This is a genomic window from Microbispora cellulosiformans, assembly GCF_008728085.1.
Taxonomy (GTDB): domain Bacteria; phylum Actinomycetota; class Actinomycetes; order Streptosporangiales; family Streptosporangiaceae; genus Microbispora; species Microbispora amethystogenes.
The window spans coordinates 355,681-381,214 of sequence record NZ_VYTZ01000006.1 but is presented as its reverse complement, the minus strand read 5'-3'; the positions used below and the strand labels follow the sequence as shown (position 1 = coordinate 381,214).

22 protein-coding genes are annotated in these 25,534 nt (G+C 73.0%); 11 read left to right on the top strand and 11 right to left on the bottom strand.

All coding sequences use genetic code 11. The annotated features are described in order from the left end of the window. The first annotated feature begins 30 nt into the window (after positions 1–30). Genes F5972_RS18805 through F5972_RS37315 form a run of 3 tightly spaced genes read left to right on the top strand, consistent with a single transcriptional unit; the run spans position 31 to position 3,386 of the window. A complete protein-coding gene (locus tag F5972_RS18805; RefSeq protein WP_225311627.1) occupies positions 31–1,194 on the top strand; it encodes a toxic anion resistance protein in 1,164 nt (387 codons plus the stop codon). Positions 1,195–1,204: 10 nt separating this feature from the next. After that, entirely contained in the window at positions 1,205–2,779 is a 1,575-nt protein-coding gene (locus F5972_RS18800; protein WP_150934850.1) for an extracellular solute-binding protein, read from the top strand. Further along, the gene (locus F5972_RS37315) at positions 2,766–3,386 is read left to right on the top strand and encodes a hypothetical protein (protein WP_191910200.1); all 621 of its coding nucleotides are present in this window, start codon (positions 2,766–2,768) and stop codon (positions 3,384–3,386) included. The genes F5972_RS18800 and F5972_RS37315 overlap by 14 nt, the downstream gene beginning before the upstream one ends. A gap of 18 nt (positions 3,387–3,404) precedes the next feature. Here the strand turns inward: F5972_RS37315 and F5972_RS18790 are convergent, their stop codons facing one another. The 5 genes from F5972_RS18790 to F5972_RS18770 all read right to left on the bottom strand — a co-directional run bounded on the left by F5972_RS18790 (position 3,405) and on the right by F5972_RS18770 (position 12,266). Continuing rightward, positions 3,405–5,357 carry a CehA/McbA family metallohydrolase gene (locus tag F5972_RS18790; RefSeq protein ID WP_150934849.1) on the bottom strand — a complete coding sequence of 651 codons (1,953 nt, stop codon included), beginning with the start codon at positions 5,355–5,357 and terminating at the stop codon, positions 3,405–3,407. A gap of 197 nt (positions 5,358–5,554) precedes the next feature. Then, the gene (gene meaB / locus F5972_RS18785; protein WP_225311626.1) at positions 5,555–6,571 is read right to left on the bottom strand and encodes a methylmalonyl Co-A mutase-associated GTPase MeaB; all 1,017 of its coding nucleotides are present in this window, start codon (positions 6,569–6,571) and stop codon (positions 5,555–5,557) included. Further along, positions 6,568–8,697, bottom strand: a complete 2,130-nt coding sequence (gene scpA, locus F5972_RS18780) for a methylmalonyl-CoA mutase (RefSeq protein ID WP_150934848.1) — start codon at positions 8,695–8,697, stop codon at positions 6,568–6,570. The genes meaB and scpA overlap by 4 nt, the downstream gene beginning before the upstream one ends. Further along, entirely contained in the window at positions 8,694–10,484 is a 1,791-nt protein-coding gene (locus tag F5972_RS18775) for a methylmalonyl-CoA mutase family protein (protein ID WP_150934847.1), read from the bottom strand. Before F5972_RS18775 ends, scpA begins: the two co-directional genes overlap by 4 nt. A 132-nt stretch (positions 10,485–10,616) precedes the next feature. After that, positions 10,617–12,266, bottom strand: a complete 1,650-nt coding sequence (locus F5972_RS18770; RefSeq protein ID WP_150934846.1) for an amidohydrolase family protein — start codon at positions 12,264–12,266, stop codon at positions 10,617–10,619. A gap of 74 nt (positions 12,267–12,340) precedes the next feature. Here F5972_RS18770 and F5972_RS18765 point away from each other — a divergent pair, with 74 nt between their 5' ends. Together F5972_RS18765 and F5972_RS18760 are read left to right on the top strand one after the other, a co-directional pair. Continuing rightward, a complete protein-coding gene (locus F5972_RS18765) occupies positions 12,341–13,087 on the top strand; it encodes a VOC family protein (RefSeq protein WP_150934845.1) in 747 nt (248 codons plus the stop codon). A 27-nt stretch (positions 13,088–13,114) separates the two neighbouring features. Then, complete coding sequence (locus tag F5972_RS18760; protein WP_150934844.1) at positions 13,115–13,945, top strand: MerR family transcriptional regulator; 831 nt, start codon at positions 13,115–13,117, stop codon at positions 13,943–13,945. Here the strand turns inward: F5972_RS18760 and F5972_RS18755 are convergent. The 4 genes from F5972_RS18755 to F5972_RS18740 all read right to left on the bottom strand — a co-directional run bounded on the left by F5972_RS18755 (position 13,935) and on the right by F5972_RS18740 (position 16,546). Then, positions 13,935–14,789, bottom strand: a complete 855-nt coding sequence (locus F5972_RS18755; RefSeq protein WP_150934843.1) for a hypothetical protein — start codon at positions 14,787–14,789, stop codon at positions 13,935–13,937. The genes F5972_RS18760 and F5972_RS18755 overlap by 11 nt on opposite strands. 95 nt (positions 14,790–14,884) lie before the next feature. After that, positions 14,885–15,460, bottom strand: a complete 576-nt coding sequence (locus F5972_RS18750) for a nucleotidyltransferase domain-containing protein (protein WP_150934842.1) — start codon at positions 15,458–15,460, stop codon at positions 14,885–14,887. Positions 15,461–15,518: 58 nt separating this feature from the next. Continuing rightward, positions 15,519–15,752: a hypothetical protein gene (locus F5972_RS18745; RefSeq protein ID WP_150934841.1), complete on the bottom strand. Its 234-nt coding sequence runs from the start codon at positions 15,750–15,752 to the stop codon at positions 15,519–15,521. 14 nt (positions 15,753–15,766) lie between these two features. Further along, positions 15,767–16,546 (bottom strand): peptidoglycan recognition protein family protein, encoded by a 780-nt coding sequence (locus tag F5972_RS18740; protein ID WP_150934840.1) that lies wholly within the window; start codon positions 16,544–16,546, stop codon positions 15,767–15,769. A gap of 160 nt (positions 16,547–16,706) precedes the next feature. On the opposite strand from F5972_RS18740, the gene F5972_RS18735 reads away from it, so the two are divergent. Then, positions 16,707–17,885 carry a DUF5925 domain-containing protein gene (locus F5972_RS18735; RefSeq protein WP_225311625.1) on the top strand — a complete coding sequence of 393 codons (1,179 nt, stop codon included), beginning with the start codon at positions 16,707–16,709 and terminating at the stop codon, positions 17,883–17,885. A gap of 98 nt (positions 17,886–17,983) precedes the next feature. Here the strand turns inward: F5972_RS18735 and F5972_RS18730 are convergent, their stop codons facing one another. After that, the gene (locus tag F5972_RS18730) at positions 17,984–18,466 is read right to left on the bottom strand and encodes a hypothetical protein (RefSeq protein WP_150934839.1); all 483 of its coding nucleotides are present in this window, start codon (positions 18,464–18,466) and stop codon (positions 17,984–17,986) included. A 642-nt stretch (positions 18,467–19,108) separates the two neighbouring features. On the opposite strand from F5972_RS18730, the gene F5972_RS18725 reads away from it, so the two are divergent. Beyond that, positions 19,109–19,843, top strand: coding sequence for a TNT domain-containing protein (locus F5972_RS18725; RefSeq protein WP_150934838.1), 735 nt, complete (start codon positions 19,109–19,111; stop codon positions 19,841–19,843). 7 nt (positions 19,844–19,850) lie between these two features. Here the strand turns inward: F5972_RS18725 and F5972_RS18720 are convergent, their stop codons facing one another. Further along, positions 19,851–20,570: an alpha/beta hydrolase gene (locus F5972_RS18720; protein ID WP_150934837.1), complete on the bottom strand. Its 720-nt coding sequence runs from the start codon at positions 20,568–20,570 to the stop codon at positions 19,851–19,853. Positions 20,571–20,634: 64 nt separating this feature from the next. Between F5972_RS18720 and F5972_RS18715 the strand changes: the two genes are divergently transcribed. The 4 genes from F5972_RS18715 to F5972_RS18700 all read left to right on the top strand — a co-directional run bounded on the left by F5972_RS18715 (position 20,635) and on the right by F5972_RS18700 (position 25,534). Next, the gene (locus F5972_RS18715) at positions 20,635–21,213 is read left to right on the top strand and encodes a TetR/AcrR family transcriptional regulator (protein ID WP_150934836.1); all 579 of its coding nucleotides are present in this window, start codon (positions 20,635–20,637) and stop codon (positions 21,211–21,213) included. A 102-nt stretch (positions 21,214–21,315) separates the two neighbouring features. Further along, positions 21,316–22,404 carry a C39 family peptidase gene (locus F5972_RS18710; RefSeq protein ID WP_225311624.1) on the top strand — a complete coding sequence of 363 codons (1,089 nt, stop codon included), beginning with the start codon at positions 21,316–21,318 and terminating at the stop codon, positions 22,402–22,404. Continuing rightward, positions 22,401–24,242, top strand: coding sequence for a S9 family peptidase (locus F5972_RS18705; protein WP_191910199.1), 1,842 nt, complete (start codon positions 22,401–22,403; stop codon positions 24,240–24,242). Before F5972_RS18710 ends, F5972_RS18705 begins: the two co-directional genes overlap by 4 nt. Then, a complete protein-coding gene (locus F5972_RS18700; RefSeq protein WP_150934835.1) occupies positions 24,239–25,534 on the top strand; it encodes a M20/M25/M40 family metallo-hydrolase in 1,296 nt (431 codons plus the stop codon). Before F5972_RS18705 ends, F5972_RS18700 begins: the two co-directional genes overlap by 4 nt.

Sequence of the window (25,534 nt, the reverse complement as noted above, 5' to 3'; positions counted from 1 at the left end):
GAAGAGTCCCAGGAAGAAGAGAGGACATCCGTGTCCGAAGATCTGGTGCTGACCCCGCCCGCCCCGGTGGCGGCGGTGCCGGTCGAGAAGGCGGCCACCATGCTGCCGCTCCCCGGCGAGCGCGCCGGCGAGCTCGCCCGGAAGGCGGCCGGCTTCGCCGACGAGCTCGGCACGCTCGACCACCGGTCGCCGGAGTTCACCAGGAAGGTGAACGACATCACTTCGATGGGCGACGCGGAGATCCGCGCCTCGTCCCAGGTCGCCAACCGGATGCTCAGGCGCCCGGTGGCGGCGCTGGCCTCGGCCAAGGGCGAGGGCGCCGACGGCCAGGCGCGGGTCGCCGGGCAGCTCGTGGCGCTGCGCCGGACGATCGTCGACCTCGACCCCAAGCAGGCGACCGCCGGCACCCGGCGGCTGCTCGGCCTCATCCCGTTCGGCGACCGGCTGCGCGACTACTTCGCCAGGTACCGCAGCGCGCAGAAGCACATCGACGACATCATCCGGGCGCTGAAGTCCGGGCAGGACGAGCTGCGCAAGGACAACGCCGCGATCGAGGGCGAGAAGGCGAACCTCTGGGAGTCGATGACGAAGCTCCAGGAGTACGCCGTGCTGGCGGCGGCGCTCGACTCGGCCCTCCAGGAGCGGATCGACCGGATCGAGCTCAGCGACCCGGACAAGGCGAACGCCCTGCGGTCGGACGCGCTGTTCGGGGTGCGTCAGAAGCACCAGGACCTGCTGACCCAGCTCGCCGTCTCGGCCCAGGGCTACCTCGCGCTCGACCTGGTGCGCAAGAACAACCTGGAGCTGATCAAGGGGGTGGAGCGGGCGACCACCACGACGATCGCGGCGCTGCGCACGGCCGTCACGGTCGCCCAGGCCCTGGCCAACCAGAAGCTCGTGCTCGACCAGATCACCGCGCTGAACACCACCACCTCCGACCTGATCCTCGCCACCAGCGAGATGCTGCGCACCCAGGCCGGGGACATCCAGACCCAGGCCGCCGCCACGACGGTGAGCATGGAGGCGCTGAGCAAGGCGTTCGACAACATCTACTCGACGATGGACATGATCGACGGCTTCCGGGCCAAGGCCGTGGAGAGCATGGCCGTCACCGTCGGCAACCTGACCGTCGAGCTCGACCACGCCCGCGCCTACCTGGAGCGGTCCCGCCGTGCCGACGAGGCCGCGTCGTGAGGAGCGTGTCATGAGGAGGAGCGCGGTCACGGCCGCCGTCCTGACCCTGCTGCTGTCCGCCACCGGCGCCTGCTCGGGCGGTGGCGGGGCGGAGTCCCCGCCGGACGACCCCGCCGTGCTGCGCGTCCTGGCGGGCAGTGAGATCAAGGACCTGGAGCCGCTGCTCGCCAAGGCGGCCGGCGCGGCGGGCGTGAAGGTGTCGCTCTCCTACACCGGCACCCTGGACGGCGCCGAGCAGGTGGCGAGCGGCGCCGCGGACGGCCGCTACGACGCCGTCTGGTTCTCCTCCAACCGCTACCTGTCCCTGATCGACGGGGCGACCGCGCGCCTGTCCACCCAGACCAAGATCATGGTGTCCCCGGTCGTCCTCGGCCTCACCCGCGCCAAGGCCCGCGAACTGCACTGGGACACCGGCGAGGTCACCTGGACCGACATCGCCGAGGCCGCCGCCAAGCGCCGCTTCACCTTCGGCATGACCAACCCCGCGTCGTCCAACTCCGGGTTCTCCGCCCTGGTCGGGGTGGCGGCGGCGTTGTCGGACGCGGGCGAGGCGCTCGGCCAGGCCCAGATCACGGCCGTCACCCCCAAGCTGACCGGGTTCTTCGCCGCCCAGACCCTCACCGCCGGCTCCTCCGGCTGGCTCGCCGACGCCTTCCGCCGGCGCACCGACGTGGACGGGCTGATCAACTACGAGTCGGTGCTGCTCGGCCTGCGCTCCGCCGGCGGCGAGCCGCTCACGCTGGTCTACCCGGCGGACGGCGTCGTCACCGCGGACTACCCGCTCACGCTGCTCGCCTCCTCCCCCAAGAAGGCGCAGTACGGCAAGCTGGCGGCCTGGCTGCGCACCCCGGAGGCGCAGCGCGAGATCATGACGGCCACGGCCCGCCGGCCCATCGTGCCCGAGGTGCCGCCCGACGCCAGGTTCGGCACGGCCCCGCTGCTGGAACTGCCCTTCCCCAACCGGCGCAGCGCCGCCGACGCGCTGATCAGCGCGTACCTGAACAAGGTGCGCCGCCCGTCGCGCACGCTGTTCGTGCTGGACACCTCCGGGTCGATGGAGGGCGACCGCATCGCCGCGCTGAGGGCGGCGCTGGCCACGCTGACCGGCGCGGACACCTCCGCCTCGGGGCGGTTCTCCCGGTTCCGCGACCGCGAGACGGTCACGCTGCTGCCGTTCAACACCGCGACCGGCCCGGGGAGCACGTTCACCGTGCCGGAGGGCGACCCCGGCCCGGTCCTGGCCCGGATCCGGGCGTACGGCGACGCGCTGGCGGCGGGGGGCGGCACCGCCATCTACGACGGCCTGCGCGCGGCCTACCAGACGATCGGGAGCGAGCGGGACGGCGGAAGCTTCACCTCGGTGGTCCTGATGACCGACGGCGAGAACACCGACGGCTCCTCCTACGCGGACTTCGCCGCCTTCCACCGGACCCTGAACACCCATGTGCCGACGTTCGTCGTGCTGTTCGGCGACAGCGACGTCTCCGAGATGCGCCAGGTCTCCGAGCTGACCGGCGGCGCGGTGTTCGACGCCCGGCAGGCGTCCCTCGCCTCGGCGTTCAAGGAGATCCGTGGCTACCAGTGACCGCGTCCTCGCCTACCTCGGCTCGCTGAAGAACATCACCGGCTCCGCTCTCGCGCTCGGCGGTCTCGCGCTGCACTTCCTCGGCCTCGCCGGGTCGCTGTGGCCGGTGGTCGTCGCCGGGCTGTACGGCGTGGGCGCCCTGCTCGCCCCGCCCGACCGGGTCCGGCTGACGATCTCCCACGCCGAGGTGGAGACGCGCGCCCTGCGGGCCGACCTGGACGCCCTCGTGGCGAAGGTGACGACCACCCGTTTCCCCGAGGACGTGGTGGCGAAGGTCGGCGACCTCGCCGGGATCCTGCGTGAGGTGCTGGCCAGGGCGGAGGCGCTCACCTCCGCCCCCGACCACCTGCACGTCGTCTCGCAGGCCGTCCGCGACTACCTGCCCACCAGCCTGGAGGCGTACGCCAACCTGCCCAGGTCGTACGCGCTGACCCGGCGGGGGGCGCGTGAGCGCAGCGCGCACGAGGAGCTGATGGCCCAGCTCGGCCTGCTGGAGTCGGGGCTGTCGGCCGTCGCGGAGGCCGTCTACCAGGGGGACGAGCAGGCCCTCAGGGACCAGGGACGGTTCCTGCGCGACCGCTTCGGCGGCTCGTCGCTCGATCTGTGAAGCCGGAGGGCCGGCGGGTCACAGACGCGACTCGTACACCGCCCTGGCCTTCTCGACGAGGTCGAGGTGGTCGCGGAGCTGGGCCCGGGTGTGCAGCCGGGCCCGGTCCCTGATCAGCTCGTCGAGCAGGTCGAGCCAGCGCAGGCACCACCGGACGTCCTCCGGGCGGGCCACGCGCCGTCCCCGCACGTCGAGGTGGACCGGGCTGGTGTGGGCGTACACCCGGCCGCCGGAGGACCACGGACGGGCGCCGCCCCGGGCGACCGCGACCACGTAGTCCGGCGCGTCCACCGTCAGGGACGCGGTGATCTCGGAGCCCGGTCCCTCGGCCAGCACGCCGTCCGCGGTGCGGATCTCCAGGTGCTCCACCTCCGGCCCGGCGGCCCGCGCCCGGATCGTCGCCGTCTCGCCGCCGTCCAGGCCGAGCGTCTCCCCCGGGCCCCGACCGTCCACCGTGAGCTCCAGCCAGGGGCCGGTGGTGGCGAACGTGCGGCCCCGCCGTACGGCCTCGGCGAACGACTCGGCGCTGAGCGGGGCGTCCACGCGGGCGTAGACGCGCTCCCAGCCCGGCGGGCTGGAGACCGTGTCCTGGCGGGTGAACGAGAGCATGGTGTCGGTCCCGGCGAGCGCGGCGAGGCGGTTGCCCGCGCCGAGCAGCCTCCGGTAGACCTCGGCGGTCCCCGGCGTGGCCGACAGGTCGCTGAAGTGGAGCACCTCCATCCCGTCGACCAGGCCGAGCGCGGCGTCCACCACCAGGGCGCGGCCGGTGCAGTTCCTGACGCCGTCCGCGGCGACGTCCTCGGGCGAGGAGATCGGCCCATGGAAGGGGTGGGCGTATCCCAGCACGGCGCGCGGCTCCCGCAGGTCCCCGCAGACCGTCCCGTTGGGCGGCCAGTCGGCGTCCGCGCCGAAGCCGGTGTGGTAGACGGCGGGCGGCGCGGCCACCCCGAACACGTGGACGTGGCCGAACAGGTCGTTGCGATACTCCACCCCCATCCGGGCGACGTGCCCGGCGTCCGACCACGGCAGGTCACGACCGGCCCAGTGCCGCAAGGCCTCCAGGTCGTAGACCCGGTCGCCCGCGACGTTCCCGGCGACGAGGTTCAGCACGTGCAGGTCCTCGCCGTGCTGCGCCGCCGCCGCCTCGGCCGGAACCGCGACCAGGTCTCCCGCCCAGTTCAGGTGGACGTGCAGGTCCGCGCCGTACCAGCCCCGGGCGGCGGCGTCGTACAGCCGTTGCGGCGTGAGCCCGACCAGCGTCTCCTCCCCCTCTCTCGGGACCACCGTGGTCTCGGCCACGCCGTACTCCATGCCGCGGGTCACCCTGATCGCGACCGGCTCGGCGGGTACGGCGACGACAAGGTCGTCGCCGTGGAAGAACGGCACGTCGTCGTTGTCCCGCCGCTCGGGCGCCCCGTCCGGATACCACCCCTGGCCGTCGCGGGAGGTCACGCTCCAGCGGCAGGGAAAGCCCGCGCGCAGGCGCAGCCGCGCGGCCCGCGCCGGCCGGGTGAGCCCGGACAGGTCCACCGCCTCGCCGTCGACCGTCAGCGCGGTCGCGGTCGTGACGTCGAGAAGCCGGGCGCCGCCCGCGGCGATGGCGTACGGCACGCCGTCGGCCGTCAGCTCCGCCGGGCCGGGGAGCGCGGAGTCGGCCAGCAGGACGACGGGCACGGCCTCCTGGGCCAGCAGCGGCCGGGCCGGGCCGTGCTCCAGCCGGTGGCCGTCCGGGGTCAGCCGCAGCACCACCAGGCCCCGGGGCACCCCGCCGTCCAGAGCGTCCCGGAAGGCCGCGTCGAGGTCGGGCCCGTACGCCATTCGCTCGGCCACCATGGGAAACCGAAGGAATGGCATCATCCGGACGTATCCCAGCGCCGGCTCACCCCAGGTGATCCCGTGCGCGGACAGCAGCGCGCCGTACTCCCGCAGCGCCCGCTCCACCTGCGGCGGCATCATCGGATCGCGGGTCATCGCACCTCCCCGTAGTCGAAAGCGCCCACATCGTGACACGGTTTCGGCCGGAGAAAATGCGCACCAGAGCGTTCCCGGGCTTCCAGGTAGCGATCTGTCTCACCCGGGAGGAAAGGTGATGTCCCGAGTTGGCCCGCGGTCCTCCACCGGCTCCCGCGCTCGCCCCTCCGGTGGAGTCCGCGGCGGGTCCTCACGCGTCAGGCGGGCGGGGTCTCCGCGGCGGCGTCCGGTCCGGAGCCCGAGGTGCCGGGAGCGGCGGGCAGGAAGGCCGCCAGGATGCGGTCGGCGGCGAGGGCCGGGGTGAGGGTGCCGTCGAGGACCCGCCGCTCGATCTCCGGCGCGAGCGGCGCGACCGTCTCGCGCAGCATCGCCAGCAGGCGGTCGGTGACCAGCGCCCACGTCCACTCGACCTGCTGGCGGCTGCGCCGGGCGGCGAGGTCGGCGCCCTCCTGGTGACGCACCACGTGCGCCCACAGCTCCTCCAGGCCCGCACCGGTGAGCCCGCTGCAGGTCAGCACCGGCGTGGCCGAGCGCAGCAGCCGGAGCGCCCCGGACAGCTCCCGCGCGGCCCTGCGCGCCGCCATCTCGTGTTCGCCGTCGGCCTTGTTGACCGCGATCACGTCGGCGAGCTCCAGCACGCCCTTCTTGATCCCCTGGAGCTGGTCTCCCGTACGGGCGAGGGTGAGCAGCAGGAACGTGTCGACCATGTCGGCGACCGCGGTCTCCGACTGGCCGACGCCGACGGTCTCGACGAGCACGACGTCGTAGCCGGCCGCCTCCACCACGACCACGGCCTCCCTGGTGGCCTTCGCCACGCCGCCGAGGGTCCCGGCGGTCGGGGACGGCCGGATGAAGGCGTTCGGGTCGGCCGACAGCTTGGCCATCCGGGTCTTGTCCCCCAGGATGCTGCCGCCCGAGCGCCGCGACGAGGGATCGACGGCCAGCACGGCCACCCGGTGCCCCTGCCCGGTGAGATAGGTGCCGAGCGCCTCGATGAAGGTCGACTTGCCGACCCCCGGCACGCCCGACACGCCGACCCTGCGGGCCTTTCCGGCGTGCGGGGTGAGCTCGACCAGCAGCCGCTGCGCCAGCTCCCGGTGATCGGCCCTGGAGGACTCCACCAGCGTGATCGCCCGGGCGGTCCACCGGCGGTCGCCCGACAGCACGCCCTTGACGTAGTCCTCGATCGCCGATGCGGCCACCGGTGCGGTCACCCGTGACCCAGCCGTGCGGACAGCTCGCCCAGCAGCTCCAGCGCGGCGTCGGCGATCACCGTGCCGGGCAGGAAGATCGCGGAGGCGCCCGCGGCCCGGAGCTCCTCCACGTCGTCCGGCGGGATCACCCCGCCGACCACGATCATGATGTCCCCCGCGCCGAGGCCGGCGAGCGCCTCGCGCAGCGCGGGCACCAGCGTCAGGTGCCCGGCCGCGAGCGAGGAGACCCCGACCACGTGCACGTCGGCCTCGACGGCCTGCCGGGCGACCTCCTCGGGCGTCTGGAACAGCGGGCCGACGTCGACGTCGAAGCCGAGGTCGGCGAAGGCGCTCGCGATCACCTTCTGGCCCCGGTCGTGGCCGTCCTGGCCCATCTTCGCGACGAGGATCCGGGGCCTGCGGCCCTCCGCCTTCTCGAACTGCGCGCTCGCCTCGCGGACCCGGTCCGCGGCGCCGCCCACCTCCGCGCGGTACACCCCCGATATCGTACGGATCTGGGCGGCGTGCCGTCCGAAGACCTTCTCCAGCGCGTCGGAGATCTCCCCGACGGTCGCCTTGGCCCTGGCCGCGTTCACCGCCAGCTCCAGCAGGTTCTCCCCGCTCGCCGCGCCCTTCGTCAGCGCCTCCAGCGCCCCGGCGACCGCGTCGGCCGACCGCTCCTCACGGAGCCTGCGCAGCTTCTCGATCTGCTGCCCGCGCACCGCCGTGTTGTCGACCTTCAGCACCTCGATCGGCTCGTCGGCCTCGAGGCGGTACTTGTTGACGCCGATCACCGGCTGGCCGCCGGAGTCGATGCGGGCCTGCGTGCGGGCCGCCGCCTCCTCGATGCGCATCTTGGGCAGCCCCTGGTCGATGGCCTTCGCCATGCCGCCCGCCTGCTCGACCTCCTGGATGTGCGTCCAGGCCGCCTTCGCCAGCTCGCGGGTCAGCCACTCGACGTAGTGGGAGCCGCCCCACGGGTCGATCACCCGGCCGGTGCCCGACTCCTGCTGGAGCAGGAGCTGGGTGTTGCGCGCGATCCGGGCCGAGAAGTCGGTCGGCAGCGCGAGCGCCTCGTCCAGCGCGTTCGTGTGCAGCGACTGGGTGTGCCCCTGGGTGGCCGCCATCGCCTCCACGCAGGTCCGCACGACGTTGTTGAACACGTCCTGCGCGGTCAGCGACCAGCCCGAGGTCTGGCTGTGCGTGCGCAGCGACAGCGACTTGGGGTTCTCCGGCCCGAAGCCCTTCACCAGGCGGGCCCACAGCAGCCGGGCGGCGCGGAGCTTGGCCACCTCCATGAAGAAGTTCATGCCGATGCACCAGAAGAACGACAGCCGCGGCGCGAACTCGTCGATGCCGAGCCCGGCCCCGACGCCCGCCCGCAGATACTCCAGGCCGTCGGCCAGCGTGTACGCGAGCTCCAGGTCGCAGGTCGCCCCGGCCTCCTGGATGTGGTAGCCGGAGATCGAGATGGAGTTGAACTTCGGCATGTTCCGCGAGGTGTACTCGAAGATGTCGGAGATGATCCGCATCGACGGGCCCGGCGGGTAGATGTAGGTGTTGCGGACCATGAACTCCTTGAGGATGTCGTTCTGGATGGTCCCCGCCAGCTTGTCGGGCGAGACCCCCTGCTCCTCGGCGGCGACGATGTAGAGCGCCAGGATCGGCAGCACCGCCCCGTTCATGGTCATCGACACGCTCATCCGGTCGAGCGGGATCCCCTCGAAGAGCTGCCGCATGTCGTAGATCGAGTCGATCGCCACGCCCGCCATGCCGACGTCGCCGGCGACGCGGGGGTGGTCGGAGTCGTAGCCCCGGTGGGTCGCGAGGTCGAAGGCGACCGACAGGCCCTTCTGCCCGGCGGCGAGGTTGCGCCGGTAGAACGCGTTGGACGCCTCCGCGGTGGAGAACCCGGCGTACTGCCGGATGGTCCACGGCTGGGTGACGTACATCGTGGGGTACGGTCCGCGCAGGAACGGCGCGACGCCGGGATAGGTCCGCGGGGCGCCGTCCTCCCCGAGGTCGGCGGCCGTGTAGAACGGCTTCACCGCGATGCCCTCAGGGGTCTCCCACGCCGGCCCGCCGCCGGGGACCTCCGGCGCGGCCGCGCCCGATCCCAGATCGATCTCCGAGAAATCCGGAATCATCGGCTCACTCCCAGGTCGTCGAACGTCGCGCGGAGCACCCCGAGCGCGTCGCATCCGGCGTACACGTTGGCGTCCACCCCTTCATACTCGCCCTTCCCCGCCAGCCACACCTTCCGCGCCCCCGCCTCCCGGAGGGCCGCGGCGACCGCCGCCGCGTGCTCGCCGTACAGGCGGTCGCTGGAGCACAGGCACGCCACGGGGGCGCCGGACTCGCGGAAGGCCGCGGCGATGGCGGCCGGGTCGGCGCCCGGCCCGCCGCTGACGGTCGCGATGCCGCCCGCGGCGAACAGGTTCGCGGCGAACGTCGCCCTCGCGGTGTGCGCGGCGACCGGCCCGATCGTGGCGAGGAACACCGTGGGCCGGCTCGGCTGCGCGTCGGCGAGGTCGCGCAGCGCCTCGAACTCCTCGGCGTGGCGCACCAGCGGCAGCCCGTCGCCGGGCGTCCGGGCGAGGCCGGGGCCCGGCCTGCGGGTGACCGGCCGCTCCCCCAGGTCGGGAAACTCGCTGACCCCGGTGATCGGGTCCCGCCGGTGGGCGATGTTCACCGCCCGCGCGGCCCGCGTCTCCGCCAGGCGCTCGGGGACCAGCCGCTCCAGCGCCGCGGCCATCCCGCCGGACCGCTCGATCTCCTGGAACCACTCCCAGGCCCGGCGGGCGAGGTCGTCGGTGAGCCGCTCCACGTACCACGAGCCCCCGGCGGGGTCGGCGACCCGGGCGACGCCGGCCTCCTCCACCAGCAGCGCCTGCGTGTTGCGCGCGATGCGCCGGGCGAACGCGTCGGGCAGCCCGAGGCAGGCGTCGAACGGCTGCACGGTCACCGCGTCGGCCCCGCCCGTCCCGGCGGCGAAACAGGCCAGGGTCGTGCGCAGCATGTTCACCCAGGGGTCCCGGACGGTCATCATCGCCGAGGACGTGACGGCGTGCTGAAGCTGACGCCCCGGCCCTCCGGCGACCTCGGCCACCCGCGCCCACATCCGCCGCGCCGCCCGCAGCTTGGCGATCGTGAGGAACTGGTCGGCGGTCGCGGCGTACCGGAACTCGATCTGGCCCAGCGCCTGCTCCACCGGCAGCCCCGCGCCGGTCAGCGCGCGCAGGTAGGCCACCCCGGTCGCGATCGAGCAGCCGAGCTCGTCGGCGTCCGCGCCGCCCGCGTCGTGGTACGGCAGTGCGTCCACGGTGATCGCCCGCAGGCCGGGGTGATCCGCCGCGCAGCGGCGGGCGAGCGTCACCGCGTCGTCCAGGACGGGCGGCGTGCCGGTGCGGGCCGCCAGCCCGATCGGGTCGGCGCCGAGGTTCCCGCCGGGCAGCGCCACGCCCCCGGCCAGGCGCAGGAACGCCTCCGCCGCCTCCGCCGTACGGGGCCCGGCGTCGAGGACGACCGGGGCGAGGTCGAGCAGGACGCCGTCCAGCACGGCCGGCAGGGCGGCGGGGTCGATCGCGGTCAGGTCGAGCCAGAGAGAGGTGACTCCGTTCTCCAGGTCGGCGTGGATCGCCTCGCGGGTGACCGCCGGGTCGGGGTCGGCATGCCGCTGCCGCACGTCCCACACGCCGGGGCCGCGCACCACGCGCGGCGCGTCGGGCAGGTCGTCCGCGTCGTACAGCGGGGCGATCCGGACACCGTCGTAGGAGACGGTCGACAGGGCCTCCTCGGCCGCGTCGTCCGTCCCCTCCCAGCCGGTTTTGCGCAGCACCCCGAGCGCGAGCGCGCGCCACCGTTCCCGCGTTGCCTGCGGAAACCCTGCGGTGGGATCGGCGAGGTCGTCGAGTTCAACAGGCGGCACCGTCATGAACCGGATGCTATGGGCATTCTCACGTCCGCGGGGCGTCGGCCCCCCGAGTCTGGGGTCCCCGGGTCCCGAATCTGGGGACGGCGTTGGCCTTGCCCTCTCGGGTGTCCCGCCTGCGGACGTCTCCGCTGATCAGCCTTCCGGCGGGTCGAGCGACAGGTCCAGGTCGTCGAGACCGAACCACCGGCCGGACGGCGGCTGGTCGGCCAGGGGGTCGTCCCAGCGCAGCCGGACCCCTCCGGGGGCGGCCTCGACGATCCGGGCCCGCCGCCAGGCGGGGTCGTCACCGGCGCGGGCCCACCAGGGCTCGGCCAGGCAGGCCAGCCCCCGGTCGTGCAGGACGGCGACGGCCTCGTCGTGGCCGCCGGCGCGGCCGAGCGGCGCGCCGAAGACCGTCACGGCCTGCCAGCCTCCGGACGTCGGCACGACCCTGCCGAGGATCTCGCCGTCCTCGCGCCGCACCTCCTCGGGGCCGGGCAGCCCGGGCCACGTCTCGGTGATCGCCTGGACGATCCGCTCCGTGGACTCCCGTTGCCATCGCACGCCCTCACGCTCGGCCTCGCCGCCGGAGTAGGCGCCGTGATCGACGCGCCGGCCGAGCACCCAGACGTCGCGGATCCTCTCCGTCGCGGTGATGTCGGCCGCCGGGTCGCCGTCGACCAGCACGAGGTCGGCCCGGCGGCCCACGGCGATCTCGCCGCGGTCGGCCAGGCCGAAGACCCCGGCCGGAGCCGAGGTCGCGGCGGTCAGCGCCTCGGCCGGGGCGAGGCCCGCCTCGACCAGGTGCCACAGCTCCCGGTGCAGGCTCGCGCCGAACACCAGCCCCGGGTTGGGCACGTCCGTGCCGGCCAGGAGCCGCAGGCCCGACTCCAGCAGCGCCACGGTGTTGTATCGCTGCGCGGCGCCGTCCGGCGGCTCGGGCGGCATCCACCGGGTCGCCTGGCGCTCGACCACGCGACGCCATCGGGCGCCCAGCCGCCCGGCCAGACGCGGCCGGGCGAGCAGCGGCATGACGCCGTCCCTCCCCGGGAACCCGTCGAGGACGCCCAAGGTCGTGATGACGGCCACCCCGCACCGGGCCACGTCGCGGACCTGCCCGTCCGTCATGCGGTCGAACGGCACGTGCGCGAGGACGTCGACGCCGCACCGGGCCACCGTCACCGCCCCCGCCGAAGTGGAGGCGTGCGCCACGACCGGCAGCCCGTCGCCGTGCGCGGCGGCCACCAGTGCCTCGATCGTCCGTACGTCGAGGGCGGGGATGTCGAGCATCGCGCCCGAGCCGTCGTCGTAGATCACCTTGAGGTACGTCGCGCCCTCGGCGACCCGGTCCGCGACGAAGGACGCCGCGTCCCGCGGTCCCGTGACGTACGGGAAGGGCGCGTAGGCCACCGTCGGATGCCCGCCGGGCGCGGTCGCGCCGACGCCCGACGTCCGCATGTCCGCGCGCACCGGCCCCCGCCCCGCCTCCGACGCGGCGACCGCGGCCCGCTCCGGGACGATCGTCTCCGGTTTGCTGAACATGTCGAGAACCGTGGTCACGCCGAACCCGGCCGCCAGCCGGGTGCATCCGGGAAGCAGGTGGACGTGCGCGTCGACGAGGCCCGGCAGGAGGGTGGCGCCGGAACCGTCGACGAGGACGTCACCCGGGCGCGCCACGGAGGCGTCCCCGGCGCCGGCGATACGGCCGTCGCTGACGCGGACGTGCGTGACGCCGGGGAGCGGTCCGCCGCCGCCGAACACGCGGACGCCGGTGATGGTGAAGGGCTGATGGCTGTTGCTCACGGCGCCGACGCTAGAAGTTGACGCGACGAGAAGGTCCAGCCCGCTCCCCGGAGCGGGTGCGTAGGATCCCCGGCATGGCGCTGCGACCTGTCATGGTGAACATCAAGGCACGTGATCATTCGGCGGTCGGCCGCTTCTGGGCGGAGGCGCTCGGCTGGAACGCCACCGGCGGAGGATCCGGCGTGACCACCTATGTCGGGCCCGCCGGCGACTTCGTCTGGCCGGACCCGGTCTACGTCTGCGTCGACGTCGTCACCGTCCCGGAGCCCAAGACGACGGCGAAGAACCGGGTGCACCTCGATCTCGCCACCACCTCCGCGGCCCACCAGGCGGAGCTGGTAGTGCGCCTCAAGGATCTCGGTGCGACGCCGGCGGACGTCGGGCAGGGCGACGTGCCGTGGACGGTTCTGGCCGATCCGGAGGGCAACGAGTTCTGCGTGCTTGAACCGCGGGAGAAGTACCGGGACACCGGGCCGATCGCCGCGATCGTGGTCGACTGCGCTGACCCCCGGGCCATGGCCCGGTTCTGGGACGAGGCGATGGACTGGACCCTCCACGAGGTGAGCGACGACCAGGCGACGCTGCGCTCCGCCAAGGGCGTCGGGCCGTACCTGGAGTTCCTCCGCACGCCCGGCGTGACGACCGTGCCGGACCGCGTCCATCTCGACCTGCTGCCGTACCCCGGTGACGACAAGGCGGCGGAGGTGGCCCGGCTGCGGGCCCTCGGCGCCACCGACCTCGATGTCGGGCAGGGCGACGTCCCGTGGACGTGCCTCGCCGACCCGGAGGGCCACGAGTTCTGCGTCCTCGCCCTCTCCTGATGCCGCGCCACCCTTTATTGTGCGGGCGTGGAGCACTCGATCAGCGAGGTCGCCCGCGTGTCCGGCCTCACCCCGCGCACGCTGAGGCACTACGACGACATCGGGCTGCTGCGCCCCGCCCGGACCGCCGGAAACGGCTACCGCTGGTACGGACGCCGTGAGCTGCTGCGCCTGCAGCGGATCCTGCTGCTGCGGGAACTGGGCGTCCCGCTCGCGCGGATCGGCGAGATCCTCGACGGAGAGAGGGACGAGGTCGCCGCACTGCGGCGGCACCGCGAGGAGCTCGCCGCCCGCCGCGACCACATCGAGGAGGTCATCGCCACGGTCGACCGGACCATCGCCGACCTCACCGGGCAGGCGCATCTCAGCGAGGAGGAGTTCTTCAGCGGCCTGACGGCCCGGCGCGAGGCGTTACGGCGCGATCTGGAGGCGCGGTACGGGCCCGGCGTCGGGGAGCACTTCGCCGCGGCGGCCGAGGAGACCGGCCGGTGGACCCGCCAGGAGCACGAACAGGCCGCGGCACAGGGGCGGCGGCTCCTGCGGAGGCTCTCTCGGGCCCGGGCCGGCGGCCTGGCTCCCGGCAGCGCCGCTGTCCTGAACCTCATGGCCGATCACTACCGCGCCGTACGGCTGCTGTGGCCGGCCGACGCGGCCGCCTACCACGCCCTCGCGGACGTCGTGACCGCCGACCCCGGGCAGCGCGCCATGATCGAGGACGTCGACCCGCTCCTCCCACCCTGGCTCGCCGACGCGATCCGCGCCTACGCCACCCACAGGCTCGGCCACCTCCCCCCGGCGGCCCCCGCCGTACGGCCGCGAGCGGGCGCGTCGGCTCACGGCGAAGGCGCTACTCGGTGAACAACTCGTGGGCCGAGGTGACGGTGACGGCCCGGCGCACCCAGGTCCGCAACTGGTCCAGGTCCTGGCACCGGCGGATCCGCTCGCGTACGTCGTCGTGAACCTCCAGGCCCCGGGCCTCCAGCACGTTGGTGATCGCGTCGCTCTCACCTTTGGCGAGCCAGCGGGAGAAGTACTTCTCGCCGAGGTGCTCGAAGTCCTGAATGGTGGTCACCATCTCCTCCAGACGCTTGACGGTCACTGCGGGTAGTGAATCGAACACGTAGTCCAAATATGCCGTCGCCCGGTCCTCGTCAAGCGTCGCGAGCCCGGCCAGCAGGGCCTCCAGGGCGGGCCCGTCGTCCGCCTCCTCGGCGTGGGCCACGACCGACATGACCGCGAGCTCGGGGCTGGTGCGCGCGACGGTGGGGTCGGTGACCAGGGGGATGTCGCCGGGTTCGATCGCCAGCGGGGTGATGACGCCACCCGGGCCCAGCCCGATGACCTGCCGACACCAGCGAGCCATGGCCTGGTCGGGGCAGATGACCAGCAACGCGGTGTCGCATTGGTAGCGGGAGCGCACGGTTGCGACGCAGACCGGCCAGCTGAACCGTTTGGCCGAGTCGTGGCCGCGCCACACTTCGACGATGACGGCCATGGTCGCCTCGCCGGTCTCGTCGCGGACCACGACGACCGAGTCGGCGCGGCGTTCGACCGGCACCGGCTGGCCGCTGTCCACCGCTTCCACCCGGGCGGCCGTGAAGGACGGGATCGGAGCCCCGGTCGCGACGCGGAGGAGTTCCAGCGCGGTCTCCGGCCGGTTGCGGATGAGAGCGATGGGCATCTCGTGGTCGAGTCCAGGCATGACCCCGATGTTACAAGGAGTCGCTTCGTGATTACTTAGAGTCGCGATATTCTATAGCGCGTCGGCTGATCGAGGAAGTATTGAACGCTTCCGGCTCAGGGGTGGGGGATCCGGCTGCCGGGCCTGGCCTCCGGATGCGCGTGCCTTCTTTCGTACAACGCGGCCTGCAGCCGGGCGACGTCTTCGAGGTCCTTGGGACGGCGGGGCATTCCGGGAACCCAGGCCGGCATCATCCGCTTGATCTCGATCTGCGCGGCGGCGCTGATGATCGGGCACCGCAACCGGCCCAGCCGGCCGGGCGGCGCGTCGAGCATCCCGTCCGGCCATGGCTCCCCCTTCCACGGCCCGCCTCCGACCACCACCCGGCCGTCTTCGTCTCTTCCGAGAAGAGCGAAGCTCAGCTCCACGTCCCCACGGCCGAAGTCCAGTTGTTGCCCGGGCGGCGGGCCGGGCAGCGGCTCGTAGCCGCGCCCCGCCAGCTCCGCGGCCAGCTTGGGCGCGTCCTCCACCCAGGCGAACCAGTCGATGTCCCTGTGGTCGCGGGTGATCTCACCGAGGTAGAAGTCCATCGCCCAGCCCCCGCGCAGCCAGACCTGGACGCCGATCTCCTCCGCCAGGCCGACCACCTCGTCGATCGCGTGCAGGTGCCGGGCCGCGCGTTCCTCATCCACGTATGGGACGCTACGCCACGATCTTTCCGCGTGGGCGACGCCTTCTCCGGCGTATGCGTCAGCGACCGGATTCGAGATAGCCGGCCAGACAGGTGAGCGCCGCGGCGTCACCGCCGGGGCCGTGCGGCCGGCGCAGACCACCGGCGAAGGCGGCGATGTCGGCGAGCCGCCACCACAGGGGACAGAGAGCGAGGCCGGCCGCTGTGACGGCCCTGCCGGTGACGCCGGTGTAGCGCGCGAGCACGTCGCCGCCGTCACCCGTCTCGTCCTCGCCGAGCACGCGGGCGGGCACGCGCCGGCGCCGGGTCAGGACTTGGCGGCGAAGGCGGCGTCCCAGGTCTGCCTGCCGACGATCCCGTCCACGTCGAGGTGCTTGTCCTTCTGGAACCGGCGGCAGATCTCCTGGGAGTCCGGCCCGTACGCGCCGTCCACCGTGATGTCGTAGCCGAGCGTCTTCATCCGCGACTGCCAGGCGCGCACGTCGTCGCCGTGCATCACGGGCGGATACTTCAGGAGCCGCCCGGGCCACTTCTGGGTGGGCTGCGGCCCGGGCGGGGGATCGGGCAGGCTGGTGCCGCCGGGGCGGGGAGCGCCCTTCTTGACCCAGGCGTACAGGGCGTCGCCGGGGCAGTCGGTGGAGTAGCCGTCGCGGTGGCCCTTGATCTCCTTGCCCGCGCCGCCCTTCGTGCGGAGGTACTCCACCGCGTCGAGGATGGCGTGCAGGATCCCGTCGGTGGGCTGGACCAGCCCGGCGTTGCCGACCAGGCCGAGCACGGCGTAGTGACCGGAGTTCAGGCCGGGGCCGTTGGCGGCGGGGAGGTGGCCCGGCCCGCGGCCGACGAACACCTTCCGGTGCGGGCACGCGACCATCGAATAGCCGATGTCGAGCCAGCCGTTGCCGTCCATGTGGAAGTTCTGGATCGACTTGACCATGGCGACGCACTTGGCGTGGTCGCCGACGATGCCAGGGTCCACCCGGCCGCCGGTGTAGTGGACCTTCACGCCCCGGGTGGAGGCCAGCGAGGAGTACGAGCCCCTGGGCGGGCGCGCGCCCCAGGCGGCGCGGGACACGAGATCGATGGCCACAGTTCTCTCCGTAGAAACCGTACGACTGGACACCGAGGGTAGCGGCAACTCCTCAGCAACTACTGCCTTTTGCCGATAAGAAACCTCTTAAACAGCAAGCAAACTGAATAGAGTGATAAATCCGTCGACAATCCATGTCGAACGTCGAGATCATGACCGTATGTCCGTTGTCAGGGAGGTCGACTTCACTCCGCCGTCCATGCCCACGCCCCCACCGTCGCCGTCTGGACCCTCCGGACCGTCCGGGCCGTCGTCCGGACCGTCGGCACTGCCGATGCGGATCTGGCTCGACGACGCCGACACCCCGGCCGACGTGATCGACGCCCTCGCGCTGTCGCCGTTCGCCACCGGGGAGCAGCCCTGGTCGCGTACCACCAACCTCAGCCGGGTCCGCGCCGACGCCCCTCTCACGGCCGAGGGCGGTCGCCTGCTGCGCGTGGCGCAGCACACCGACGGGTACGAGACCCGGTTGTTCGCCGGTGAGGGGTGGACGCTGCGGGTGGTCCGCAACCTCAACCGGTCGGCGATGCTCACCGCCACCGCCGTCAGCGAGGAACTGGCCGGCACGGTTCTGGAGCAGGCGACCAAGGGCGCGGAGGAGGAGCCGCCCGGCGGCGACCACGTGCGGATGGGCTTCTGGTGGAGCTCGGGCCACGGCCCCCGCCGTTCCGCCAAGCCCATCACGACCTCGTCCTGGCAGGAGATCAGGCGCAACTACCCGGCGGCCGCCGCCGGTCGCCTCGACGCACTTATGGCGGTCAGCCCGCACGACGTGGCCGGCCGGCTGATCCTCCTGCACGGCCCGCCGGGGACCGGCAAGACGACGCTGCTGCGCACGCTCGCCCGCGAGTGGGCGTCCTGGTGCCAGGTCGACTGCGTGCTCGACCCCGAGTTGCTCTTCAACGACCCCGGCTACCTGATGGATGTCGCGGTCGGCTGGGACGGCCCGGACGACGACGACGAGGAGCCGCGCTGGCGGCTGCTCGTCCTGGAGGACTGCGACGAGCTGATCCGCGCCGAGGCCAAGCAGTCGACGGGCCAGGGCCTGTCGCGCCTGCTCAACCTGACCGACGGGCTGCTCGGCCAGGGCCGGGACGTGCTCGTGGCCATCACGACGAACGAGGACCTCAGCCGGCTCCACCCGGCCGTCGTACGGCCCGGCCGGTGCCTCGCCCAGATCGAGGTCGGCCGGTTCGACCGGCCCCAGGCGGCGGAGTGGCTGGGCGGCACGACGGCGACTCCCCCGGACGGCGCCACGCTCGCCGAGCTGTTCGCCCTGCGGGACGGCCGTCCGACGCCCCTTTCCGAGCCGCCCGCCACCACCGGCCAGTACCTCTGAAACGACAGGTCCCCGGCCCGCCGGGCCGGGGACCTGCGTCCGTCATCGAGTGCGAGGGCCGCTCGATCACGGACGCGGCTCTGGGGTGCCGAGGTCGCTCAGTTGTACGGGTTGTCGTAGGTGCCGGTGCTCTTGGTCCGCGACTTGTACTGGCCGTTCGAGCCGAACCACCCTCCGGTCACGTCGAACCGAACGTTCTGGACGGTGCTGCCGAAGTTGACCTCCGCGTTGTAGAGGTACACCTGCGAGCAGCCGGGGGCGCTCGAGTAGCCGGTCTGGGTCGGCCAGTTCGTGGTCGTGCCGTTGACGTTGATCAGGAAAGACGGCGCGGGGTAGGCGTGCTGCCAGCACAGGCTCAGCGAATAGCGGTACTTGGTGTTCCCGTCGTCGAACGCCACCGTGCCCTGCAGGACGGCCAGTTCGAGCCCCGTGCCGTCGTTGCTGATCAGCCCCAGATAGACCGGCTGGTCCGGGCCGTACGCGGCGTGGGCGGGGCTGAGCGGCGCGAGCGCGGCGGCCAGCGCCGCGATGGCCATGGCGATCGACGTCGTCAGGCGACGTCCCCTTGAGCGCGCGGTCAATTCACACCTCATCCTGTTCCAGGAGTACCGGGCGCTCGGAGGCTATTTCCGCATTTATGGACCCGTCCAGCGCCGCTTTCCCGGGCCGCGATTCGGCTGGGCGTTAATCCGGCACGCGGAACGCCCTTTCATTACCGCCCCCCGGTCGGCAGGGCGAAAGAACGGTGGGTGACCGATCACATTCGCGATGTGGCCGGTGAAAATTTCACTCCCACTGGTTCATGAAGGCGAGGCGGGCGGGGCCGCCCCGGCGCCCGTGAAGATAGACCGGCGCGGCCGGGCAGGCGGCGCACCCACCACAGAACCCGCCAGGGGACCTCCCAGCGCACGCCGCCGGGAGACAGGGGCGGCGAGAAGGGGCGCTCCCGGAATTCCGGCTTCGCCCCCTGTCGCGCGAATCAGGACAAAACATCACTGTCTCACCATTCTCCGCATCTGCCGATATCTACATATGTCCGCCTTTGGATATCGGCCCACCAGGGGTTTTGAACGTCGCGGCGAATTCCTTGCGCTGCGCCTGAATGAAGATCGGGTAGGCACGAATTCACACGCGTCAGAGCGATCGCGGGATTTCCCTTATAAGGCTCGATCTGATGCGACATGTCCAGATCGCATGCTCTGTGCGCATTCTCGGGAGAATTCGTGCGCTTTTACTCTCGCAAAACGTCCCTGGCCGCCTGTGCCCTCACCGTGGCGGCCCTGACCGGAGCCCTGGCCCAGACCTCGGCCGCGTCCGGTCAGACCGCGGCCGGATCCGCCAAGGGCGTCCCGGCCGCCGCGCTTCCGGCCCGGAGCGCGACGTGGGGCGCGCCCTGCGGGCCGCCGTTCGTGCAGGACGACAAGCTCCTCGGCCCGGTGTTCCTGCCGCACACCTTCCCGCTGGACAAGATCCTGGCCGGCTACCGGCGGTACGGCGGCCTCATCCCGGCCGACTTCCTGCGCCGCTACCTGAACCCGGTGACCAACTTCTACCGCTTCCCCCCGGACTCCGGCTTCGCGCACGCGGGCGGGTTCAGCAACGCGCGCGTGCTCGTCACGCAGGTCAAACTGCCGATCGGCTACCGGGTGGACCGCTTCGGCGGGGAGACCGGCGCGTTCCTCGCGCCCTACGGCACGCCGTTCCCCGCCCGGGCGCTCCCGCCGAGCAACCTCAACAACGTGCCGGGCGATCCCCACCTGTGCAACTACCACGTCTACCGGGTGATCCGGCCGTTCTACGTCGACGGCGGCCCGGCGGCCCCGGCCTTCCAGCAGCCCGGCCAGGGCGAGCAGTTCCACACGCTCGCCCGGTACATCCCCGGCGCGCCGGCCAACCCGGACGGCGAGGTCTCCATCGGCTGGCTGGTCGGCAACGGCTACCTCCTCCCGCTCAACTGAGCCGGCGTCATCCGGCGGCGACGAGGCGCAGGACCAGGCCGGCCACCTCGTCCGGGCGGGACAGGAACGGGTGGTGGCCCGCGTCGATCTCCACCACCCGGTCCGCCCGCGCCGCCTGGGCGCGCTGCAGGGACGGCGGCGTCCCGTTGTCGCGGGCGCAGACGAGGTAGGTCGACGGGATCTCCTTCCAGGCGGCGGCGCTGACCGGCCGCACGGTGACGGCGGCGGTCTGCCGCACGAGGCGGGCGTGCGCCCCCGCGACGGCCTCCTCGTCGCAGTCCTGCAGGAACGTCTCCGTCGCCGTCTCCGGGCGTACGCCGAACGTCCCGTCGGGGCCGAAGTCGAGATAGGGCGCGGGCCCGCCGTCCCCGAAGGACGACAGGCTCTCGCCCGGCTCGGGCAGGAAGCTCGTCACGAACAGCAGGTGCCGCACCGAGGGCAGCCCCGCGACGGCCTCGGCCACGACGACGCCCCCATAGCTGTGCGCCACCACCACGACCGGACCGGCGACGGACGCGAGATGCGCCCGAACCGCCGCCACGTCGTCGGGCAGCGACGGCCCGTCCGTGCCCGGGAGCCGCCCGCCGTCCTCATGGCCTCCCTCTCCGCAGCTCGGCAGGGGCGGCGCGCTGCTGGGGACGCCCTCGGGCTCCAGGATCGCGGCGGTGCGGTGCCACCACCACGCTCCGTCCCGTACGCAGGCTCCGTGGACGAACACGACATGCACGACGGCCTCCTCCGGCGACTGTAGGCTTATAAGCGTAATGCGTGTTACGTGAAAGGCGGCCGCGATGCCCCGGCGTCCCCAGCCGGAGATCAGGGCCAGGCTGCTCGACGCCTGCGCCGACCACCTCCTCGCCCACGGCCTGCCCGCGAGCCTGACCGCCCTCGCCACGAGCGCCGGCACCTCGCCGCGCATGCTGATCTATCACTTCGGCACCCGGGAGCGGTTGCTGCGCGAGGCGCTCCAGCAGGCGAGGACCCGTCAGCTCGCGTTCTTCCGGGAGGCCCTCGCGCTCCGCGACGAGCCGTACACGCGGACGCTGGAGCGCGCGTGGCGCACGCTGACCGGGCCGGAAGGCGCGCCGTTCCTCCGGCTGTTCGGCATGGTGCACGGCACGCCCGAGGGGGCCGCCCTGTGGCCGGACTTCCGCGAGGCCGCCACCACGGACTGGCTCGGCGTGCTGGAGGAGGGCCTGCGGCCCGAGCACGGCGAGGCGGCCCCCGCCCTGGCGACCGCGACTCTGGCGGTCGTACGCGGGCTGCTCCTGGACCGCGACGCCATGGGAGACGGCGGCCGTACGGACGCCGCTTTCGCCGCGTTCCTGCGCCTGCTCGGCCCGGACGGAGCACGGCGCGCGATGCCGTAGCGTCCGGTGTGTCGGATACGTAAACCATCCGATGCGCCAGGTCAGGGCGGAAACGACAATCGGCGAGGTGGTCACCCTGCTGTATGCCGAGCGGAGCCCCAGTTGAGCCTCGTCGTCCTGCACCGATGGTCCGTGGGCGGGCAGGAGAGCGGGACGGCGAAGTACCTGGACCCGTTCGCGCCCGGCGGTGAGCGGGAATGGCCCTACACCCGCTGGACCTCCGAGGAGCGGGAGATCGGCTTCCCGGCCACCGAACTCGTGCCGTCGTGGACGGCCGCCACGCCGCCCGGAGCGTGGCTGGAGATCGAGATGCGGGCCCGGACCGTGAGCGGCGCCCTGACCAAGTGGTACGTCATGGGCCGGTGGGCCGAGAGCGACGCCGACGTCCACCGCACATCCCTGCCGGGCCAGGGGGACGCCGACGGCGACGTGACGGTGGACACCCTCGTCGCGATTCGGCCCGTCACGTCGTACCGGGTGCGGGCCACCCTTTACGGCAGCGGCGGCCACGTGCGGTCCCTCGCCGTGATGGCCTCCTCCGTACGGCCGGGCGGACCGGGCGGCTCGGCGCCGGGGGCGCGGGGGATCGAACTGGATGTGCCGCGCCGGTCGCAGAAGGCGCACCTCGGGCACTACCCGCAGTGGGACGGCGGCGGCGAGTCGTGGTGCAGCCCCGCGTCGTTCACCATGGTGCTCGGCTACTGGGGACGCGGGCCCGCTCCGGCGGACCTCGCCTGGGTGACCCCCGGCGACCCGTGCCCGGCGGTCGACCACGCCGCCAGGGACATGTACGACCACAGCTACCAGGGCACGGGCAACTGGCCGTTCGGCGTCGCCTACGCGGGCCGTTACGGGCTGGACGGCTTCGTCACCCGGCTGCGCTCGCTGGCCGAACTGGAGCGTTTCATCGCCGCCGGGATCCCGGTGATCACCTCCCAGGCGTTCCGCGAGCACGAGCTGCCCGGCGCCGGATACTCCACCAGCGGTCACATCATGGTCGTCACCGGGTTCACGGCGGAGGGCGACGTGATCGCGAACGATCCGGCCGCGCCGGACGACGACGGCGTACGGCGGATCTACCCGCGCGCCGCCTTCGAGAGGGTCTGGCTGCGCGGCACGAGCAGTGGGGGGATCGTGCACATCGTCCACCCCCCGGGTACGACTCTTCCGGACTCGGGGGGGAACTGGTGACGATTCGGGCCGTGGACGTCGCGCGGGTGGACGACCGCCCGCTGTGGGTGGAGATCTCGGGCGACGAGGTCTGGTGGGACGAGCCCCGGCCGCACGAGGGCGGCCGGCGCTGCGTGGTGCGGCGCACGGCCGGGGGCGCGATCGAGGACGTGCTGCCGCAAGGCTGGAACGCCAGGAACCGGGTGATGGAGTACGGCGGGCGGTCCTGGCGTGCTCACGAGGGCCGGCTGGTGTTCACCAACTGGGCGGACGGCCGGATCTACCTGTGCTCCCCCGGCGAGGAGCCGGTCCCGCTCACCCCCGAGGGCCCCGCCCGCTACGCCGACCTGGTCGTGCGCGGCGACGAGATCTGGTGCGTGCGGGAGCGGGGCGGCCCCCGGAGCGCGGACCGCGACATCGTCGTGGTGCCGCTCGACGGCTCCCCCCTCCGCAGCGTGGTCGCGTCCCACCGCTTCCTGATGAACCCCCGGGTGTCGCCGGACGGCCGCACGCTCGCCTACATCGGCTGGAACCACCCCGACATGCCCTGGGACGCCACGGAACTGTGCGTGGCGCCCGTCGCCGGCGGCCCGCACCGCGTGCTGCTCTCCGGCGCGTCCACCTGCCAGGCCGAGTGGCGCGACGCCGAGAGCCTCTACGCCGTCACCGATCCGACCGGCTGGTGGAACATCCACCTCGTCGGGCTGGACGGCACGACGCGCGACCTCACCCCCGTCCCCCTGGAGTTCGGCGACGCCACCTGGAAGATCGGCGGCACGTTCTTCGCCGTCGCCGGCGGGCGGATCGCCGCCGTGTACGGCACCGCCGACGAACGGCGGCTCGGCGTGCTCGACCGGCCCCTGCCGAACGGCTCGGGCGGCGCCGCCATCCGCGACGTCGGCGGCGGCTACACATTCTGGGCGCCCACGCTGTCGGCGCGGGGCTCCTGCGTCGTCGGCGTCGCGGCCTCGCCGCACCGGCCGTACGAGGTGGTGCGGGTCGACCTGGAGACCGGGCGGCACGAGGTGCTCTCCCCCGGCAAGCCCGTGCCCGGCGACGCCGAACTGCCCACGCCCGAGGCCGTGACCGTCGACGGCGTCCACGCCCACCTGTACGCCCCGCCCGGCGGCGGGCCCGCGCCGTACGTGGTGTTCGTCCACGGCGGGCCGACCGGGTCGGCGGCGCCGGTGCTCGACCTGGAGATCGCCTACTTCACCAGCAGGGGCATCGGCGTCGCCGAGGTCAACTACGGCGGTTCCACCGGGTACGGCCGGGCCTACCGGGAGCGCCTGCGGCACAACTGGGGGGTCGTCGACGTACGCGACTGCGAGACCGTGGCGCGGTGGCTGCTGCGCACCGGGCGGGCGGAGAAGGTGGCGATCAGGGGCGGCAGCGCGGGTGGCTGGACCTCGATGGCCGCACTCGTCCACAGCGACGTCTTCTGCGGTGCGGTGTCCCACTACGGCATCTCCGACCCCGAGCGCTGGGCGGCGCAGACGCACGACCTGGAGTCGCACTACCTCGACGGGTTGATCGGCCCGCTGCCCGAGACCCGCGACCGGTATCTCGACCGGTCGCCGGAACGGCACGCCGCGCGGGCGTCGGGCCCGGCGCTGCTCCTGCACGGGCTGGAGGACAAGGTGGTCGATCCCGCCGAGTCCGAGCGCTTCGCCGCCGCGCTCGCCCGGCACGGCCACCGGTGGGCGTACCTCACCTTCGAGGGGGAACAGCACGGGTGGCGGCGGGAGGACACCATCGTCCGGGCGCTGGAGGCGGAGCTCGCGTTCTACGGGATCGTCTTCGGCTTTCCCACGCCCGAGGTCCCGCCGCTGACGCTGCACAACGGGGAGAAGGAATGACCGAGGTCGCGACGATCTGCTCGGAGCTGCTGAGGATCGACACCACCAACGACGGATCGGGTGACGGCCCGGGCGAACGGCGGGCCGCCGAATACGTGGCGTCACTGCTCGCCGAGGCCGGCATCGAGCCGGTCGTCTTCGAGTCGGCGCCGCGCCGCACCAGCGTGGTGGCCCGCATCCCCGGCGACAGCCCCGACGCGCTGCTCCTGCACGGGCACCTCGACGTCGTGCCCGCCGACCCCGCCGAGTGGCGTATGCACCCGTTCTCCGGGGAGATCGACGACGGCTGCGTACACGGCCGGGGCGCGGTCGACATGAAGGGCACGCTCGCGATGACCCTCGCCTGGGCCCGCGAGAACGCGCGCCGTGGCGTGCGGCCCCGGCGCGACCTGGTGCTGGCGTTCCTCGCCGACGAGGAGGCCACCGGGGAGTACGGCGCGGGGCACGCGATCGAGCGGCACCGCGACCTGTTCGAGGGCTGCACCGAGGCGATCAGCGAGTCCGGCGGTTTCTCCTGGTACGAGGGCGACGTGCGCGTCTATCCGGTGGCCGTCGGGGAACGCGGCACCGCGTGGATGCGGCTGACCGCCCGCGGCGTGCCGGGACACGGGTCCAAGCCCGCCGTGGACAACCCCGTCGCCGAGCTGGCCGCCGCCGTCGCCCGCGTCGCCGCCCACGACTGGCCCGTACGGCTCACGCCCGAGGTGGCCCGGCTGATCGAGGAGCTGTCGCGGGCGCTCGGCCGGCCGATCGACGTCGACCGGCTGGACGAGGAGATCGAGCGGATGCCCCGCGCGGCCGCCCTGTTCAAGGGGGTGCTGCGCAACTCGGCCAACCCGACGATGCTGAACGCGGGCTACAAGGTCAACGTCATCCCCGGCACGGCCGAGGCCCACGTCGACGGCCGTTTCCTGCCGGGACAGCGCGAGGAGTTCCTGGAGACGATCGACCGGCTGCTCGGCCCGAAGGTCGCCCGCGAGTTCGTCAGCTTCGAGGAGGCCGTCTCCTCCCCCGCCGACGGCCTGTTCGACGAGCTCACCGCCGCCCTGCTCGCCGAGGACCCCACCGGCAGGCCCGTGCCGTACGTGATGACCGGCGGCACGGACGCCAAGTGGTTCGCCAGGATCGGCATCCGGGGATACGGCTTCGCGCCGCTGCTGCTGCCCCCCGGCCTCGACTACTTCGGCATGTTCCACGGGCTGGACGAGCGGGTTCCCGTCGAGGGCCTGGAGTTCGGCGTCCGCGTCCTCGACCGCCTCCTCGTGGGCGATCAGCCGGCCGAACTACCGTGA